The following is a 15,632-nucleotide window of genomic DNA, read 5'->3' on the forward strand; positions in this document are numbered from 1 at the left end:
TCAGAGCTTGCTCGCCAGTTGCTCCAGGTGCTCGACGATTTCATCGGGCTTGAGCACCAGAATGTCGCTTTCCAGCTTGTCGATGACCACTTCGGCGGTATTGCCGATCAGCGCCCCGGAAAAACCGGTGCGGGCGACGGTGCCCATCACGGTGACCACGGCGTCCAGGCTTTTGGCTACTCGCGGGATGATTACGTCCGCCGGACCTTCTTCGATATGCAGGCGATCGTCGTCTATTTCGCATTGTTGCTGGAAGACTTTGCATTCAGCGCGATAGATCTGCTCCAGCTCGGTATCCAGCGGGTAGACCGCATCAACCGTCGCCAGCATCGGCGCCGGGTGGGCGCTGACCACATGCAGTTGGGCGTGGGCCAGGCTGGCGACGCGAAAACCGTGGTCAACAATGCTTGAATGCAGGGCCATGTGCTCGGGGTCATTGTTGCCAACATCGACGGCTGCCAGCACTACGCCGTGCTCCCATGAGCGGCTGGTCTTGGCCAGCAGCACCGGGCTTGGGCAGTAGCGCAGCAGTTTCCAGTCTTCCGGGGTCAGCAGGACCTTTTTCAGCGGGTTGTCGGGCACATGCTGTTTGATCACCAGACCGCAATTGTGCGCCTGCTGCACCTTGATGATGGTCGCGTGCTGGCTTTCGTGCCAGGCCTGCTCGCTGGTCACGTTGTAGGCTTCACTTTTGAGGCTGCTTTCAAGCACGCTCAGCAGGGCTGAGTGGTCATTTTTTTTATCGCAGATCAATAGATGCAGGTGCGCCTTGGTGTGGCTGGCAATGTGCTTGGCCCGCTTGAGTGCGAGGCTTTCCATCAGGTGAGGCTCGATGACGACCAACAGGCTGTTAATGCTGTGCATGACCGGTGACTCCACAAGTAATAGAAGCGGCGTGCATTCACTATAGTTGCTTGGCAGTTGACCCTGCGTTGATGCATATCAAGTTGTGCCGTTGGTGCTGCGCGTCCGGGCCCGTATAATCCCCGGCTCGCCTCAATTCAGTCTTTGTGAGCCTCATGTCAGCAATCGTTCAAAACTCTGCCGGTCTGCCGGGCAACTCCCCTTTGTCGGGAGTGTGCGTGTGATTCTTCCTGAAATTCATGAGTTCCTGGGCTGCCGCACGCCTGACGGCTGGATCGCGGCTGCGTTGGCCGATCAGGAAACCTTGCTGATCGATCACAAAAACTGTGAGTTCAAGGCTGCCAGCACGGCGCTGAGCCTGATCGCCAAGTACCACTCCCATGTTGACCTGATCAACATGATGTCGCGCCTGGCCCGTGAAGAGCTGGTGCACCATGAACAAGTCATGCGCCTGATGAAAAAGCGCAAGATCGAGCTGCGCCAGCTGTCGGCCGGGCGCTATGCCTCGGCGCTGCGCAAGGTGGTGCGCAATCATGAGCCGGTCAAACTGGTGGACACGCTGGTGGTGGGTGCGTTTATCGAGGCCCGCAGCTGCGAGCGTTTTGAGGCCCTGGTGCCCCATCTGGACGAAGAACTCGGCAAGTTCTACTTCGGTTTGCTCAAGAGTGAGGCGCGGCATTTTCAGGGCTACCTGAAACTGGCTTATCAATACGGTGAAGCCAAGGATATAGCCCAGGTTATCGAGCGGGTGAGGGCGGCGGAGCAGGAGTTGATCGAGTCGCCTGATGTTGAATTCCGCTTTCATAGCGGTGTACCAGCCGCCGCTTGAGTCCCGTAGATACCCTGTTGCCGGTCCAACCCTCCCTGTGGGAGCGAGCCTGCTCGCGAACGACCTTCGCGAGCAGGCTCGCTCCCACTGTTGAAGTTTCCTTCGCCAGCGCTAAGAAAATCGTACCCATGCAAACAGCCAGATAGATAGCTGCCTAATAATCGGCTTGACATTAGCTGCCTAGACAGTAATATTTAGAAACATTACTGCCTAGGCAGCTTCCTGGTGCCCTGATGAAACACTTTCACCCCGATAACTTCCAAAATTGCACCCTGGGTTTGCTCCTGGGGCGCACGGCCATGCTCAAGGACAAGATCATTGACCGCCATATGGAGCCTTATGGCATCACGGCGGCGCAGTTCAAGGTGCTGATCATCATGGCCCAGTTTGACGTCGATACCCCGGCCGAGCTCTGTCGTCACCTGTGTCTGGACAGTGGTTCGATGACGCGCATGCTTGATCGTCTTGAGCAAAAAAACCTGCTGGTTCGCCAGCGCTCCGAGGCTGACCGGCGCCAGGTGCGGCTGGTGCTGACCGATGATGGCAAGGCCCTGGCAGACCTGCTGCCGAAGGTCGGTGCCGATGCGATGAATCAGTTGGCCAGCGCCATCAGCCCGCAAGAACTGCAAAGCCTGGAATTGATCCTCAAGAAAATACTGTTGGCAGCGGGCGACCCGATCACTGTCATGCGTTTAGGTGAAAAATGAGCAACAGAACGCTGCGTACAGGCCTGAGCCTGGTATTTACGTCGATGGTGCTTGCCGGTTGTGCAAGCTACAGCGGGTTGTCTACCGTGGGCGTGAGTCAGGATGCGAAGAACCTCAAAGCTTCCAGGACCCTTGAGGGCGTTACGATCAGCCCTGCGGCCTGGCCGCAGAAACACTGGTGGCAAAGCCTGGGTGACGGGCAGCTGGATGGCCTGATCGAAGAAGCGTTGCGTGACAGCCCGGACATGCAAATTGCCAGCGCCCGTGCTCATCAGGCCAGCGCCGCCGCCGGTGCCGCCGATGCCGCACGCATGCCGACCCTGAATGCTGAAGCCGATGTTACGCGTTCGCGGCTGTCGCGCTCTCAGGATCCGACGGGGCAGGGTGGTCGCTATGACACGCTGCGCAACGCCAGTCTGACCTTTGATTACACCTTTGACCTGTGGGGTGGCCAGCGTGATGCCTGGGAAGCGGCATTGGGCCAGGCCCGCGCGGCCGAAGTCGACAGCCAGGCCGCAAGCCTGACCCTGGCGGCCGATGTAGCGCGGGGTTACAGCAGCCTCGGGCATGCCTTTATTGTGCTCGACCTGGCCAAAGACGACCTTGAACGCACCGGTAAAATGCTGGATTTGAGCAAGCGCCGCCTGCAAGCCGGGATCGACAGCCACTATCAGTACCAGCAGACCGAAAGCCTTGAGGCTAGCTCCCGCGAGCAGTTGATCAATGCGCAAAAGCAACTCAACAGCGCGCGCATCGCATTGGCGGTGTTGCTGGGCAAGGGGCCGGATCGCGGGGTTGATATCGCGCGTCCGAAAATTCTCGCCCCGGGCGCCGTGGCATTGCCGAGCACCTTGCCAGCCGAACTGCTGGGCCGGCGTCCCGATTTGGTGGCCGCGCGCTGGCGGGTAGAGGCGGCCAGCAAGAATATTGCCGCTGCCAAGACCCGCTTTTACCCGAATCTCAATCTGAGCGCGGCGGCAGGTACTCAGTCGTTGCTGGGGGATGCGCTGTTCGGCTCCGCCAGCCGCTTCCTCAACATTGCCCCGGCGGTGTCGTTGCCGATTTTCGATGGCGGACGCCTGCGTGCAGGGCTGGATGCTGAAGACGCCAATTACGACCTGGCGGTGGCGCAGTACAACAAGACACTGGTGAGCGCCTTGGGCGACGTCAGCGACACCCTCGCGCAATTAGGCGCTGTAAAGCAGCAGATCAACGCTCAGCAGCAGGCCACCCATATCGCCCAGGACTCGTTCGATACCGTGTTGCAACGCTACGGTTCGGGCGTCGGTAACTATCTGGACGTGCTCAGCATTGAGCAACAATTGCTTCAGGCCCAGCGCCAGCTGGCCGACCTGAATGCCGAGCAGATCGACCTTTCGATTCAACTGATGCAAGCCCTGGGTGGTGGATTTGAGCCCGGCACTACAGCCGAGACCGCTCCCACTGAAGTCCTCGCCGGCAGAATAATTTAGGTATCCGTCATGGCCACTGTGCAAACACCGAATGAAACGCAACAAACCCAGGACGCTGGCAACCAGCGCAAACGCAAGCTCTGGCTGAGCGGGCTGGCGATTCTGGTCATCCTGCTCGGGCTGGGAGTGTGGGCCTGGCATGAGCTGTATGGTCGCTGGAGCGAAAGCACCGACGATGCCTATGTAAATGGCAACGTGGTTGAAATCACGCCGCTGGTCACCGGTACGGTTGTAAGCATCGGGGCCGATGATGGCGATCTGGTGCATGAAGGCCAGGTGCTGATTAATTTCGACCCGAGCGATGCGCAGGTCGGCCTGCAAAGTGCCGAGGCCAACCTGGCGCGTACCGTGCGCCAGGTGCGTGGGCTGTTCAGTGATGTGAAGGGCATGAAGGCCCAGGTTGCTGCGCAGAAAGTTGAAGTGCAAAAAAACCAGGACAACTACAACCGTCGTAAAAGCCTGGCGGCTGGCGGGGCCATTTCCCAGGAAGAGCTGTCCCACGCTCGCGATGATCTGTCTTCGGCGCAAAGTGCTCTGCGCAATGCCGAGCAAAAGCTCGACACGACCAGCGCCCTGGTCGACAACACTGCCGTGGCCGATCACCCGGACGTCAAGGCTGCCGCAGCCCAGTTGCGTCAGGCGTACCTGGCCAATGCCCGCTCCACCCTGATCGCTCCGGTAACCGGTTATGTGGCCAAGCGTACTGTGCAACTGGGTCAGCGGGTTCAGCCGGGCACGGCGTTGATGGCGGTGATCCCGCTCAACCAGCTGTGGATCGATGCCAATTTCAAGGAAACCCAGTTGCACAAGATGCGCATCGGCCAGCCGGTGGACATTGAGTCGGATATTTACGGCAGTAATGTGAAGTACAGCGGCACTATCGACAGTATCGGTGCCGGCACCGGCAGTGCATTTGCCTTGCTGCCTGCGCAAAACGCCACGGGCAACTGGATCAAGATTGTCCAGCGCGTGCCGGTGCGTATCCATATCAATGCCGATGAGCTGGCCGAGCATCCACTGCGTGTGGGGCTGTCGACGACTGTTGACGTGAATCTGCGCGACCAGACCGGCCCGGTACTGGCCCAGCAACCGCCGCAAAAAGCCTCGTTCAGCACCAACGTGTATGCACAACAATTGGCCGATGCCGAAGCCCTGATCACGCGCTTGATTGACAGTAATAGCGCCGGGGCAGGCGACATGGCTGCCCAGCGCTGATTCGCCAATCCATAAGCCTCGCCGCACAGGCGGGGCTGCATCCCCGGTTTTAAAGGATTTGCGATGAGTACAAACGCGTCTTTTTCCCCTCCCAGCCTGGTAATGGCCACGATCGGCCTGTCGCTGGCGACCTTTATGCAGGTGCTCGACACCACCATCGCCAACGTTGCCTTGCCTACCATCTCCGGCAATCTGGGGGTGAGTTCGGAGCAGGGAACGTGGGTAATTACCTCATTTGCGGTGAGTAACGCGATTGCCTTGCCGTTGACCGGCTGGCTGAGCCGGCGTTTCGGTGAAGTGAAGTTGTTTCTGTGGGCCACGATGCTGTTCGTGCTGGCCTCGTTCCTGTGCGGTATTTCGACGTCGATGCCCGAGCTGGTCGGGTTTCGCGTGCTCCAGGGGTTGGTAGCGGGGCCGCTGTACCCTATGACCCAGACCCTGCTGATTGCAGTCTACCCCCCGGCAAAAAGGGGGATGGCATTGGCATTGCTGGCGATGGTCACGGTGGTTGCACCGATTGCCGGGCCCATTCTGGGCGGATGGATTACTGACAGTTACAGTTGGCCGTGGATCTTCTTTATCAATATCCCGATCGGCATCTTTGCCGTGATGGTGGTTCGCCAGCAACTCAAGGCACGCCCGGTGGTGATTACCCGTCAACCGATGGATTACGTGGGGCTTATCACCCTGATCATTGGTGTGGGCGCGCTGCAGATCGTGCTCGACAAAGGCAATGACCTGGACTGGTTCGAGTCCAGTTTCATCCTTTTGGGCACGGCGTTGTCGGTAGTGGCACTGGCGGCCTTTATCATTTGGGAAATGACCGACAAACATCCGATCGTCAATCTGCGTCTGTTTGCGCACCGCAATTTCCGTATCGGCACCATTGTGCTGGTGCTGGGTTATGCCGGCTTCTTTGGTATCAACCTGATTTTGCCGCAATGGCTACAGACGCAGATGGGCTATACCGCCACCTGGGCCGGGCTGGCAGTGGCGCCGATCGGGATCTTGCCGGTCTTGATGTCGCCATTTGTGGGCAAGTACGCGAATAAATTCGACTTGCGCCTGCTGGCCGGATTGGCCTTTCTGGCCATTGGCCTGAGTTGCTTTATGCGCGCCGAGTTCACCAATCAGGTGGATTTCCAGCATATCGCGATGGTGCAACTGTTTATGGGGATTGGCGTGGCGCTGTTCTTTATGCCGACGCTGACTATTTTGATGTCGGATTTGCCGCCGCATCAGATCGCCGATGGTGCCGGGCTGGCGACCTTCCTGCGTACATTGGGCGGCAGCTTCGCGGCGTCCCTGACCACCTGGATCTGGATTCGCCGGGCTGACCAGCACCATGCCTATATGAGTGAAAGCATCAGTGCCTATGACCCTGTGACCCGCCATACGCTCGAAAGCCTGGGCGGTGCAAGTACACCAGCCTATGCCCAGATGGACCAGATTCTGACCAGTCAGGCGTATATGTTCTCCACCGTGGACTACTTCACCATGATGGGCTGGCTGTTTATGGGCTTGATTCTGCTGGTGTGGCTGGCCAAACCGCCGTTTGCAGCGAAGGCGGGGCCGGCGACCAGCGGGCATTGATGTAGGTCTTTTGCCCTCACCCCAGCCCTCTCCCGGAGGGAGAGGGGGCTGATCGAGTCGTTTTTGGATTCAGTGCAAGGGTTTCAGATTGTTGAGAGTTCAGAATATCCCCCAATCAGTTCCCTCTCCCTCTGGGAGAGGGCTAGGGTGAGGGGCTTTTGACTCTAGGCAGGCGCAAAATCAAACGGCATCAGCTGCATGCCTTGCTCATCCACTTGCAGTACCCAGCCTTGATGGTCCCAGTCACCCAGCACAATACGCCGGGCGGCCTGTTCGCCGATCTGCAGTTTATGAATCGCCGGGCGGTGGGTGTGGCCGTGAATCAGGGTACGCACACCAAATTGCGCCATGATCCGGGGTACTTCCTCGGCAGTCACGTCAACGATGTCGTTGGCTTTCATGCGGGTTTGTGCGCGGCTTTCGCTGCGCAGCTTTCGCGCCAGTTTGTGCCGTGTGCTCAGTGGCAGGTGCCGCAGGACCCACAAAGTGACGGGGTTGCGCAGGATGCGTCGCAGGCGCATATAGGCTTCGTCGCGGGTACACAGGCTGTCGCCGTGCATCAGCAACACCGGCTCGCCGTAGAAGTCGACCACGCAGGGGTCTTTGATCAGGGTGCAGCCAGCCGCTTTGCAAAAGGCCTGGCCAAGTAAAAAGTCGCGGTTGCCGTGCATCAGAAAAATCTGCGTGCCGGTCTCGCTGAGTGTTCGTAGCGCTTCACAGATCGAGCGCTGATAGGGTGTCATGGCATCGTCGCCAATCCAGGCTTCAAAAAAATCGCCCAGGATGTAGAGCGCCTGAGCCGAGCGCGCACGCCCGGTCAGGAAATCCAGAAACGCCCGGGTTATGTCCGGGCGCTCCTCTTCCAGATGCAAATCTGAAATCAGCAGTATCACTCAATGATCTCTGCTTTCTCGACGATCACGTCTTCTTTTGGCACGTCCTGGTGGCCGGCTTTGGAAGTGGTGGCAACGCCTTTGATCTTGTCTACTACGTCCTGGCCTTCAACGACTTTACCGAATACGGCGTAGCCCCAACCCTGAGCGGTTTTGCCGCTGTGGTTCAGGAAGCTGTTGTCAGCCACGTTGATGAAGAACTGGGCGGAAGCCGAATGCGGCTCCATGGTGCGAGCCATGGCCACGGTGTACTTCTCGTTTGGCAGGCCGTTGTCAGCTTCGTTCTGGATGCTTGGGCGCTTGTCTTTCTTTTCTTTCATGCCTGGCTCAAAACCGCCGCCCTGGATCATGAAGTTGCCGATGACACGGTGGAAAACAGTGTTTTCGTAGTGGCCGGCTTTTACGTATTCGATGAAGTTGGCCACGGTGATCGGGGCTTTTTCAGCGTTCAGTTCGATCACGATGTCGCCGTGGTTGGTGCTCAGTTTTACTTGGGTCATGGTCGTATCGCTCTATCAGAGAATTCGTCGGGCCAGGGGGCGGGGTGAACACACCTCAATCCCCCGGGCTGGCTGGGTAGATACAGCCGCGGGCGGAGTTTAGCGTGCTCGCACGGCATTTCGATGGTGTTTTTGCCATATGGGGACTAAAAGCCGGCATTTCAATCGCTTTGATTGAGCACCTGCTCTGTCAGTGACTTGACGGCATCGGCTATGATAGGCGCTTTGATTTAGTCGGCCGACCCAGGCCGCGCACCCTGTTACGTTCAAGGATCCTATGAGCAAGCCCACTGTCGACCCCACTCTGAATCCAAAGGCTGGCCCTGCTGTCCCGGCTAACTTCCTGCGTCCAATCGTTCAGGCGGACCTAGACTCGGGTAAATACACGCAGATCGTGACCCGCTTTCCGCCGGAGCCTAATGGCTATCTGCACATCGGTCACGCCAAATCCATTTGTGTGAACTTCGGGCTGGCTCAGGAATTCGGCGGCGTAACGCATTTGCGTTTTGACGATACCAACCCGGCCAAGGAAGACCAGGAGTACATCGACGCCATCGAAAGCGACGTCAAGTGGCTGGGCTTTGAGTGGTCTGGCGAAGTGCGTTATGCCTCGCAATATTTCGACCAGTTGCACGAGTGGGCGATTTACCTGATTAAAGAAGGTAAAGCCTATGTCTGCGACCTGACCCCCGAGCAAGCCAAGGAATACCGCGGCAGCTTGACCGAGCCTGGCAAGAACAGCCCGTTCCGCGACCGCAGCGTCGAAGAGAACCTGGACCTGTTCGCCCGCATGACCGCCGGTGAGTTTGAAGACGGCAAATGCGTACTGCGTGCCAAGATCGACATGGCCTCGCCGAACATGAACCTGCGCGACCCGATCATGTACCGCATCCGTCACGCCCATCACCACCAGACCGGTGACAAATGGTGCATTTACCCGAACTATGACTTCACCCACGGGCAGTCGGATGCCATCGAAGGCATCACTCACTCGATCTGCACCCTGGAGTTCGAAAGCCACCGTCCGCTGTACGAATGGTTCCTGGACAGCCTGCCAGTGCCGGCGCACCCGCGTCAGTACGAATTCAGCCGTCTGAACCTGAACTACACCATCACCAGCAAGCGCAAGCTCAAGCAACTGGTCGATGAAAAGCACGTCAACGGCTGGGATGATCCACGCATGTCGACGCTGTCGGGTTTCCGCCGTCGCGGTTACACGCCCAAGTCGATCCGCAATTTCTGCGATATGGTCGGCACCAACCGTTCCGACGGCGTAGTGGACTTCGGCATGCTGGAATTCAGCATTCGTGACGATCTGGACCACAGCGCGCCGCGTGCCATGTGCGTGCTGCGTCCGCTGAAAGTGATCATCACCAACTACCCTGAAGACAAGGTTGAAAACCTTGAGCTGCCTTGCCATCCGAAAGAAGACATGGGTGTACGGGTATTGCCGTTCGCCCGTGAAATCTACATCGATCGTGAAGACTTCATGGAAGAGCCGCCAAAAGGTTACAAGCGCCTTGAGCCTGCGGGCGAAGTGCGTTTGCGCGGCAGCTATGTGATCCGTGCCGACGAAGCAATCAAGGATGCCGATGGCAACATCGTTGAGCTGCATTGCTCGTACGACCCTGAAACCCTGGGCAAAAACCCGGAAGGTCGCAAGGTCAAAGGTGTTGTGCACTGGGTGCCGGCAGCTGCCAGCGTCGAGTGCGAAGTGCGTTTGTATGATCGTCTGTTCCGTTCGCCGAACCCTGAAAAGGCCGAAGACGGCGCAGGCTTCCTGGAAAACATCAACCCTGACTCGCTGCAGGTACTGACGGGTTGTCGTGCTGAACCCTCGCTGGGCAATGCACAGCCGGAAGACCGTTTCCAGTTCGAGCGCGAAGGCTACTTCTGCGCAGATATCAAGGACTCGAAACCCGGTCACCCGGTATTCAACCGTACCGTGACCCTGCGTGATTCGTGGGGCCAGTGATCAAGTTTTGAAGGAACAAGCCGTGCTTACGATCTACAACACGCTCACCAAGAGCAAAGAAGTTTTCAAGCCGCTGGACGGCAACAATGTGCGCATGTACGTGTGCGGCATGACTGTGTACGACTACTGCCACATCGGCCATGGTCGCAGCATGATTGCCTTCGATCTGGTGACCCGCTGGTTACGCTTCAGCGGCTACAACCTGACCTACGTGCGCAACATTACGGACATCGAAGACAAGATCATCAATCGTGCCCGCAAAAACGGCGAGCCTTTTGAAGCGCTGACCGAGCGCATGACTGCGGCAATGCATGAAGACGAAGCGCGCCTCAATATCCTCAAGCCGGATATGGAGCCTCGTGCCACGGACCATATTCCTGGTATGCACGCGATGATCCAGACCCTGATCGACAAGGGTTACGCCTATGCCCCGGGCAATGGTGACGTGTACTACCGCGTTGCCAAGTTCATGGGTTACGGCAAGCTGTCGCGCAAAAAGATCGAAGATCTGCGCATCGGCGCGCGCATCGAGGTCGACGAGGCCAAGGAAGATCCGCTGGACTTCGTGTTGTGGAAAGGCGTCAAGCCGGGCGAGCCGAGCTGGGAGTCGCCGTGGGGTCCGGGTCGTCCGGGCTGGCATATTGAATGCTCGGTAATGTCCACCTGCTGCCTGGGCGAGACGTTCGATATTCACGGCGGCGGCAGCGACCTTGAGTTTCCGCACCATGAGAACGAAATCGCGCAAAGCGAGGCGGCAACGGGTAAAACCTATGCCAATACGTGGATGCACTGCGGGATGATTCGTATCAATGGCGAGAAGATGTCCAAGTCCTTGAACAACTTCTTCACCATTCGCGACGTTCTGGAGAAATATCACCCGGAGGTGGTGCGTTATCTGTTGGTGTCGAGCCACTACCGTAGCTCGATCAACTACTCCGAAGACAATCTCAAGGATGCCAAGGCAGCCCTTGATCGCTTCTATAACGCACTGAAAGGCTTGCCCAAGGTTGCTCCGGCCGGTGGTGAAGCCTTTGTTGAGCGCTTTACCCAGGTCATGAACGACGACTTCGGTACGCCGGAAGCCTGTGCGGTGCTGTTCGAGATGGTTCGCGAGATCAACCGCTTGCGCGAAACCGATCTGCAGGCGGCTGCCGGTCTGGCGGCGCGCCTCAAGCAGTTGGCCGATGTGCTGGGTGTGTTGCAGCTTGAAGCTGATGACTTTCTGCAGGCCGGTGCTGAGGGTAAGATCGATGCGACCCAGGTGGATGCGTTGATCGAAGCGCGTCTGGCGGCTCGTGCTGCCAAGGACTGGGCGGAGTCTGACCGTATCCGTGATCAGCTCACGGCAATGGGTGTTGTGCTGGAAGACGGTAAGGGCGGGACAACCTGGCGGCTGGCTGACTAGGTTTCCCGTTGTGTGAACAAAAGCCCGCCCAGTGCGGGCTTTTGTTTGTCTGTCTTTTATCGGTGGCAATAAAAACGGCACCCTAAGGTGCCGTTTATTTTGCAGCGCTTTGCACGATCAGTCGTGCAGTGTTTCGGCCGCGTACAGCGTGTTTTCCAACAGGCAGGCACGAGTCATCGGGCCTACGCCGCCCGGTACCGGGGTGATCCAGCCGGCGCGGGGCAGGGCAGTCTCGTACACCACGTCGCCCACCAGCTTGCCATCCGCCTGGCGGTTGATGCCCACGTCGATCACGATGGCGCCTTCCTTGATCCATTCGCCCTTGACCAGGCCAGGCTTGCCGGCAGCTACCACCACCAGGTCGGCGCGGCCAACGTGGCCGGCCAGATCCTTGGTGAAACGGTGAGTTACCGTCACGGTGCAGCCAGCCAGCAGCAGCTCCATCGCCATCGGGCGGCCAACGATGTTGGACGCGCCGACAATCACTGCGTCCATGCCGTACAGATCCTGACCGGTGCTTTCCAGCAGGGCCATGATGCCTTTGGGGGTGCATGGACGCAGCAGCGGGATACGCTGTGCCAGGCGGCCGACGTTATAAGGGTGGAAACCGTCGACGTCTTTGTCCGGACGAATGCGCTCCAGCAGTTTGGAGGCGTCCAGATGGGCGGGCAATGGCAGTTGCAGCAGGATGCCGTCGATGTTCGCGTCGTCATTAAGACGGTCGATCAGGTCGGTAAGGTCCTGTTGGGTGGTGTCAGAAGGCAGGTCATAGGCTTGGGACAGAAAGCCTACCTCTTCGCAGTCTTTACGCTTGTGCGAAACATAAACCTGGGAAGCAGGATCGCTGCCGACCAGAATCACTGCCAGACCAGGGGTGCGCAGGCCTTGCTCGTGACGCTCGGCGACACGTTTGGCAATCTGCTGGCGCAGGCTGGCGGCGATCGCTTTACCGTCGATTAGTTGTGCAGTCATTACGCGTGATTAACCATCGTAAAGGGTGGAAAAAGGACGTGCATTCTCGCATGCCATGGCGTGAGGGCAAAGGCGCCTGGTCTGTTTATTGCCCTAACTCCTTTATATTTCTAAACTTTTTTTAAAAAACAGTTGACGGGTTACGGGCTCACCTATAACATTCGTCGCACTTGTCGGGCACAGCCTAGCACTGGTTAAGAAGGTAGAGCGAAGTTGTTGTCCAGCTTGGTGATACTGAAGGCAATTGGTTTGTAGTCGTCAAAGAATACAGGCTAACAATGCGCCCGTAGCTCAGCTGGATAGAGCATCCGCCTTCTAAGCGGATGGTCGCAGGTTCGAGTCCTGCCGGGTGCGCCATTAGGCAGCTTTGGCACAAGTAAAGCGGTACAGGCAATATGGTGGGCGTAGCTCAGTTGGTAGAGCACGGGATTGTGACTCCCGTTGTCGAGGGTTCGATCCCCTTCGTCCACCCCATATTTAGAAAGCCGCCAGATTAAAAGTCTGGCGTCTTTGCTTCAAGAGTTTGAAATGCGGATGTGGTGGAATTGGTAGACACACTGGATTTAGGTTCCAGCGCCGCAAGGTGTGAGAGTTCGAGTCTCTCCGTCCGCACCAAATTTGGATAGGGCCGCTTACAGCGGCTTTTTCTTTGGTTGTAACTGTTGGCTTCTCGGGGCTGGCGGGGTTGTAAGCGCACTATGGTGGGCGTAGCTCAGTTGGTAGAGCACGGGATTGTGACTCCCGTTGTCGAGGGTTCGATCCCCTTCGTCCACCCCATATTTAAAAGAAAACGCCAGACTAATCCTCTGGCGTTTTTTTGTATCTGCGGTTTGAGAATCGCACATAAGGGTGTCGCTCGGCGCCTTGTTTCCCGCATGCTTAGCGTCCTCTGCGATTTGTGTGACAATGCGCGCAGATTGGGGTGGCTCCAAAGGCCGCCCGTTATCGCCAATTGATCAGTGCAGTCTTCTATCTATATAGAAGGCGAGGCGGATGGCTGCTTTTACTTAATTTCTGTCGGCCGTTTCCCAGGGTGTTTGCGGTAGGGTGACTTCTTGAGTTTGACCCACTAGAATGCTTGCCCTTGATTATGGGGTCGGAAACGGCCGGCTAATGTCTGTGCAACGAGGAATATCCATGCAAGTTTCTGTTGAAAATACTTCCGCTCTTGAGCGTCGCATGACCATTGGCGTGCCAGCTGAGCGTATTGAGGCTGAAGTCAACAAGCGTCTGCAACAGACTGCCCAAAAGGCCAAGATCCCGGGCTTCCGTCCAGGCAAGGTGCCAATGAGCGTAATCCGTCAGCGTTACGAAGCTGATGCGCGCCAGGAAGCTCTGGGCAATGTAGTCCAGTCTTCGTTCTACGAAGCTGTGGTTGAGCAGAAGCTGAACCCGGCCGGCGCTCCTTCGATCGAGCCTAAGGTTTTCGAAAAAGGCAAGGATCTGGAATACGTTGCTACTTTCGAAGTATTCCCTGAATTCGAAGTAACCGGTCTGGACACCATCGCTATCGAGCGCCTGAGCGCCGAAGTGGCTGATGCCGACCTGGACAAAATGCTGGACGTGCTGCGCAAGCAGAACACCCGTTTTGAAGTGACTGACCGTGCTGCCCAGAACGATGATCAGCTGAACATCGATTTCGTTGGCAAGGTAGACGGCGAAGTATTCGCTGGCGGCTCCGCCACCGGTACTCAGCTTGTTCTGGGTTCGGGCCGCATGATTCCTGGCTTCGAAGAAGGCCTGGTAGGCGCTAAAGCCGGTGAAGAACGCGTTCTGAAACTGACTTTCCCTGCTGACTACCAGAACCTGGACCTGGCTGGCAAAGAAGCCGAGTTCACCGTAACCGTGAACACTGTTTCCGAGCCTAAGCTGCCAGAACTGAACGAAGAGTTCTTCGCCCAGTTCGGTATCAAGGAAACCGGTCTGGAAGGTTTCCGCGCCGAAGTTCGCAAGAACATGGAGCGTGAACTGCGTCAGGCGATCAAGTCCAAGGTCAAGAACCAGGTAATGGACGGCCTGCTGGCTGCCAACCCGATCGAAGTGCCTAAATCCCTGCTGGCCAACGAAGTTGACCGCCTGCGCGTACAGGCTGTTCAGCAGTTCGGTGGCAACATCAAGCCAGACCAACTGCCGGCCGAGCTGTTCGAAGAGCAAGCCAGTCGCCGTGTAGTGCTGGGCCTGATCGTGGCTGAAGTGGTCAAGCAGTTCGACCTCAAGCCTGACGAAGATCGCGTTCGCGAAATGATTCAGGAAATGGCTTCCGCTTACCAGGAGCCAGAGCAGGTTGTAGCCTGGTACTACAAAAACGACGCGCAATTGAACGAGGTTCGTTCGGTTGTGCTGGAAGAGCAAGTTGTGGATACTGTTCTGCAGAAGGCCAAGGTGACCGATAAAGCGGTCTCTTACGAAGAAGCTGTCAAGCCGGTGGAAGCTCCACAAGCCGACTGATTTCTGACTCGTTAGAAAACACAACCATAAGCCAGCCTCGAGCTGGCTTATGCGTATCCAGACAAGACTATTTGGGAGTGACTGCCGGACATGTCCCGCAATTCTTATATTCAGCAGAACTCTGATATCCACGCCGCTGGCGGCCTGGTCCCGATGGTTGTCGAGCAGTCCGCCCGTGGCGAGCGCGCTTACGACATCTACTCGCGCCTCCTGAAGGAGCGAATCATCTTCCTGGTCGGCCCCGTAGAAGACTACATGGCCAACCTGGTGGCGGCACAGCTGCTGTTCCTTGAAGCCGAGAACCCGGACAAGGACATCCATCTGTACATCAACTCGCCGGGCGGTTCGGTGACTGCTGGCATGTCGATCTACGACACCATGCAATTCATCAAGCCTGACGTGTCGACCATCTGCATCGGCCAGGCCTGCAGCATGGGTGCCTTCCTGTTGGCCGGTGGCGCACCGGGCAAGCGTCACTGCCTGCCGAACTCGCGCATGATGATTCACCAGCCGTTGGGCGGTTTCCAGGGTCAGGCGTCGGATATCGACATTCATGCCAAGGAAATCCTCAACATCCGTCATCGTTTGAACTCGCTGCTGGCTCACCATACGGGCCAGACTCTCGAAACCATCGAGCGCGATACCGAGCGTGACAACTTCATGAGCGCCGAGCGTGCAACCGAATACGGTTTGATCGACTCTGTGTTCAGCAAGCGTCAAATGCCCGCTTAAGCAGCTCAAATTGGGGGTGGTTGGGGT

General features: G+C 57.5%; 13 protein-coding genes and 4 tRNA genes. 13 read left to right on the forward strand and 4 right to left on the reverse strand.

The features are described 5' to 3' along the window. Positions 1–864: a universal stress protein gene (locus tag CJU81_RS15435; protein WP_095004479.1), complete on the reverse strand. Its 864-nt coding sequence runs from the start codon at positions 862–864 to the stop codon at positions 1–3. A gap of 220 nt (positions 865–1,084) precedes the next feature. On the opposite strand from CJU81_RS15435, the gene CJU81_RS15440 reads away from it, so the two are divergent. The 5 genes from CJU81_RS15440 (at position 1,085) to CJU81_RS15460 (ending at position 6,680) form a co-directional block, all read left to right on the forward strand. Continuing rightward, the gene (locus tag CJU81_RS15440; protein ID WP_095037340.1) at positions 1,085–1,693 is read left to right on the forward strand and encodes a tRNA-(ms[2]io[6]A)-hydroxylase; all 609 of its coding nucleotides are present in this window, start codon (positions 1,085–1,087) and stop codon (positions 1,691–1,693) included. Positions 1,694–1,926: 233 nt separating this feature from the next. Further along, positions 1,927–2,400, forward strand: a complete 474-nt coding sequence (locus CJU81_RS15445; RefSeq protein WP_095037341.1) for a MarR family winged helix-turn-helix transcriptional regulator — start codon at positions 1,927–1,929, stop codon at positions 2,398–2,400. Then, on the forward strand, positions 2,397–3,872 hold the full coding sequence (locus CJU81_RS15450) for an efflux transporter outer membrane subunit (protein WP_095037342.1): 1,476 nt from the start codon (positions 2,397–2,399) through the stop codon (positions 3,870–3,872). The genes CJU81_RS15445 and CJU81_RS15450 overlap by 4 nt, the downstream gene beginning before the upstream one ends. 9 nt (positions 3,873–3,881) lie before the next feature. Further along, entirely contained in the window at positions 3,882–5,087 is a 1,206-nt protein-coding gene (locus CJU81_RS15455; RefSeq protein ID WP_095029590.1) for an efflux RND transporter periplasmic adaptor subunit, read from the forward strand. Positions 5,088–5,150: 63 nt separating this feature from the next. Beyond that, positions 5,151–6,680 carry a DHA2 family efflux MFS transporter permease subunit gene (locus tag CJU81_RS15460; RefSeq protein ID WP_095029589.1) on the forward strand — a complete coding sequence of 510 codons (1,530 nt, stop codon included), beginning with the start codon at positions 5,151–5,153 and terminating at the stop codon, positions 6,678–6,680. Between the two features lie 164 nt (positions 6,681–6,844). Here CJU81_RS15460 and lpxH read toward each other — a convergent pair whose 3' ends face one another. Next, positions 6,845–7,573 (reverse strand): UDP-2,3-diacylglucosamine diphosphatase, encoded by a 729-nt coding sequence (gene lpxH, locus CJU81_RS15465; RefSeq protein ID WP_095037343.1) that lies wholly within the window; start codon positions 7,571–7,573, stop codon positions 6,845–6,847. After that, the gene (locus tag CJU81_RS15470; RefSeq protein ID WP_095029587.1) at positions 7,570–8,073 is read right to left on the reverse strand and encodes a peptidylprolyl isomerase; all 504 of its coding nucleotides are present in this window, start codon (positions 8,071–8,073) and stop codon (positions 7,570–7,572) included. Before CJU81_RS15470 ends, lpxH begins: the two co-directional genes overlap by 4 nt. A gap of 277 nt (positions 8,074–8,350) precedes the next feature. Between CJU81_RS15470 and CJU81_RS15475 the strand changes: the two genes are divergently transcribed. Further along, positions 8,351–10,048, forward strand: a complete 1,698-nt coding sequence (locus CJU81_RS15475; RefSeq protein WP_095037344.1) for a glutamine--tRNA ligase/YqeY domain fusion protein — start codon at positions 8,351–8,353, stop codon at positions 10,046–10,048. 22 nt (positions 10,049–10,070) lie between these two features. Continuing rightward, on the forward strand, positions 10,071–11,453 hold the full coding sequence (gene cysS / locus CJU81_RS15480; protein WP_095037345.1) for a cysteine--tRNA ligase: 1,383 nt from the start codon (positions 10,071–10,073) through the stop codon (positions 11,451–11,453). Positions 11,454–11,570: 117 nt separating this feature from the next. Here the strand turns inward: cysS and folD are convergent, their stop codons facing one another. Next, complete coding sequence (gene folD, locus CJU81_RS15485; protein ID WP_095037346.1) at positions 11,571–12,425, reverse strand: bifunctional methylenetetrahydrofolate dehydrogenase/methenyltetrahydrofolate cyclohydrolase FolD; 855 nt, start codon at positions 12,423–12,425, stop codon at positions 11,571–11,573. A gap of 280 nt (positions 12,426–12,705) precedes the next feature. Between folD and CJU81_RS15490 the strand changes: the two genes are divergently transcribed. The 6 genes from CJU81_RS15490 (at position 12,706) to clpP (ending at position 15,605) form a co-directional block, all read left to right on the forward strand. Beyond that, positions 12,706–12,782: transfer RNA gene (locus CJU81_RS15490), tRNA-Arg, on the forward strand. Between the two features lie 41 nt (positions 12,783–12,823). Continuing rightward, a tRNA-His gene (locus tag CJU81_RS15495) sits at positions 12,824–12,899 on the forward strand. 56 nt (positions 12,900–12,955) lie between these two features. Then, a tRNA-Leu gene (locus tag CJU81_RS15500) sits at positions 12,956–13,040 on the forward strand. 86 nt (positions 13,041–13,126) lie between these two features. Next, a tRNA-His gene (locus tag CJU81_RS15505) sits at positions 13,127–13,202 on the forward strand. A 360-nt stretch (positions 13,203–13,562) separates the two neighbouring features. Beyond that, on the forward strand, positions 13,563–14,873 hold the full coding sequence (gene tig, locus CJU81_RS15510) for a trigger factor (protein WP_095037347.1): 1,311 nt from the start codon (positions 13,563–13,565) through the stop codon (positions 14,871–14,873). Positions 14,874–14,963: 90 nt separating this feature from the next. Next, complete coding sequence (clpP, locus tag CJU81_RS15515; protein WP_016782312.1) at positions 14,964–15,605, forward strand: ATP-dependent Clp endopeptidase proteolytic subunit ClpP; 642 nt, start codon at positions 14,964–14,966, stop codon at positions 15,603–15,605. The last annotated feature ends 27 nt before the right edge of the window (positions 15,606–15,632 follow it).

This window comes from Pseudomonas fragi (assembly GCF_002269505.1).
GTDB lineage: Bacteria > Pseudomonadota > Gammaproteobacteria > Pseudomonadales > Pseudomonadaceae > Aquipseudomonas > Aquipseudomonas fragi_D.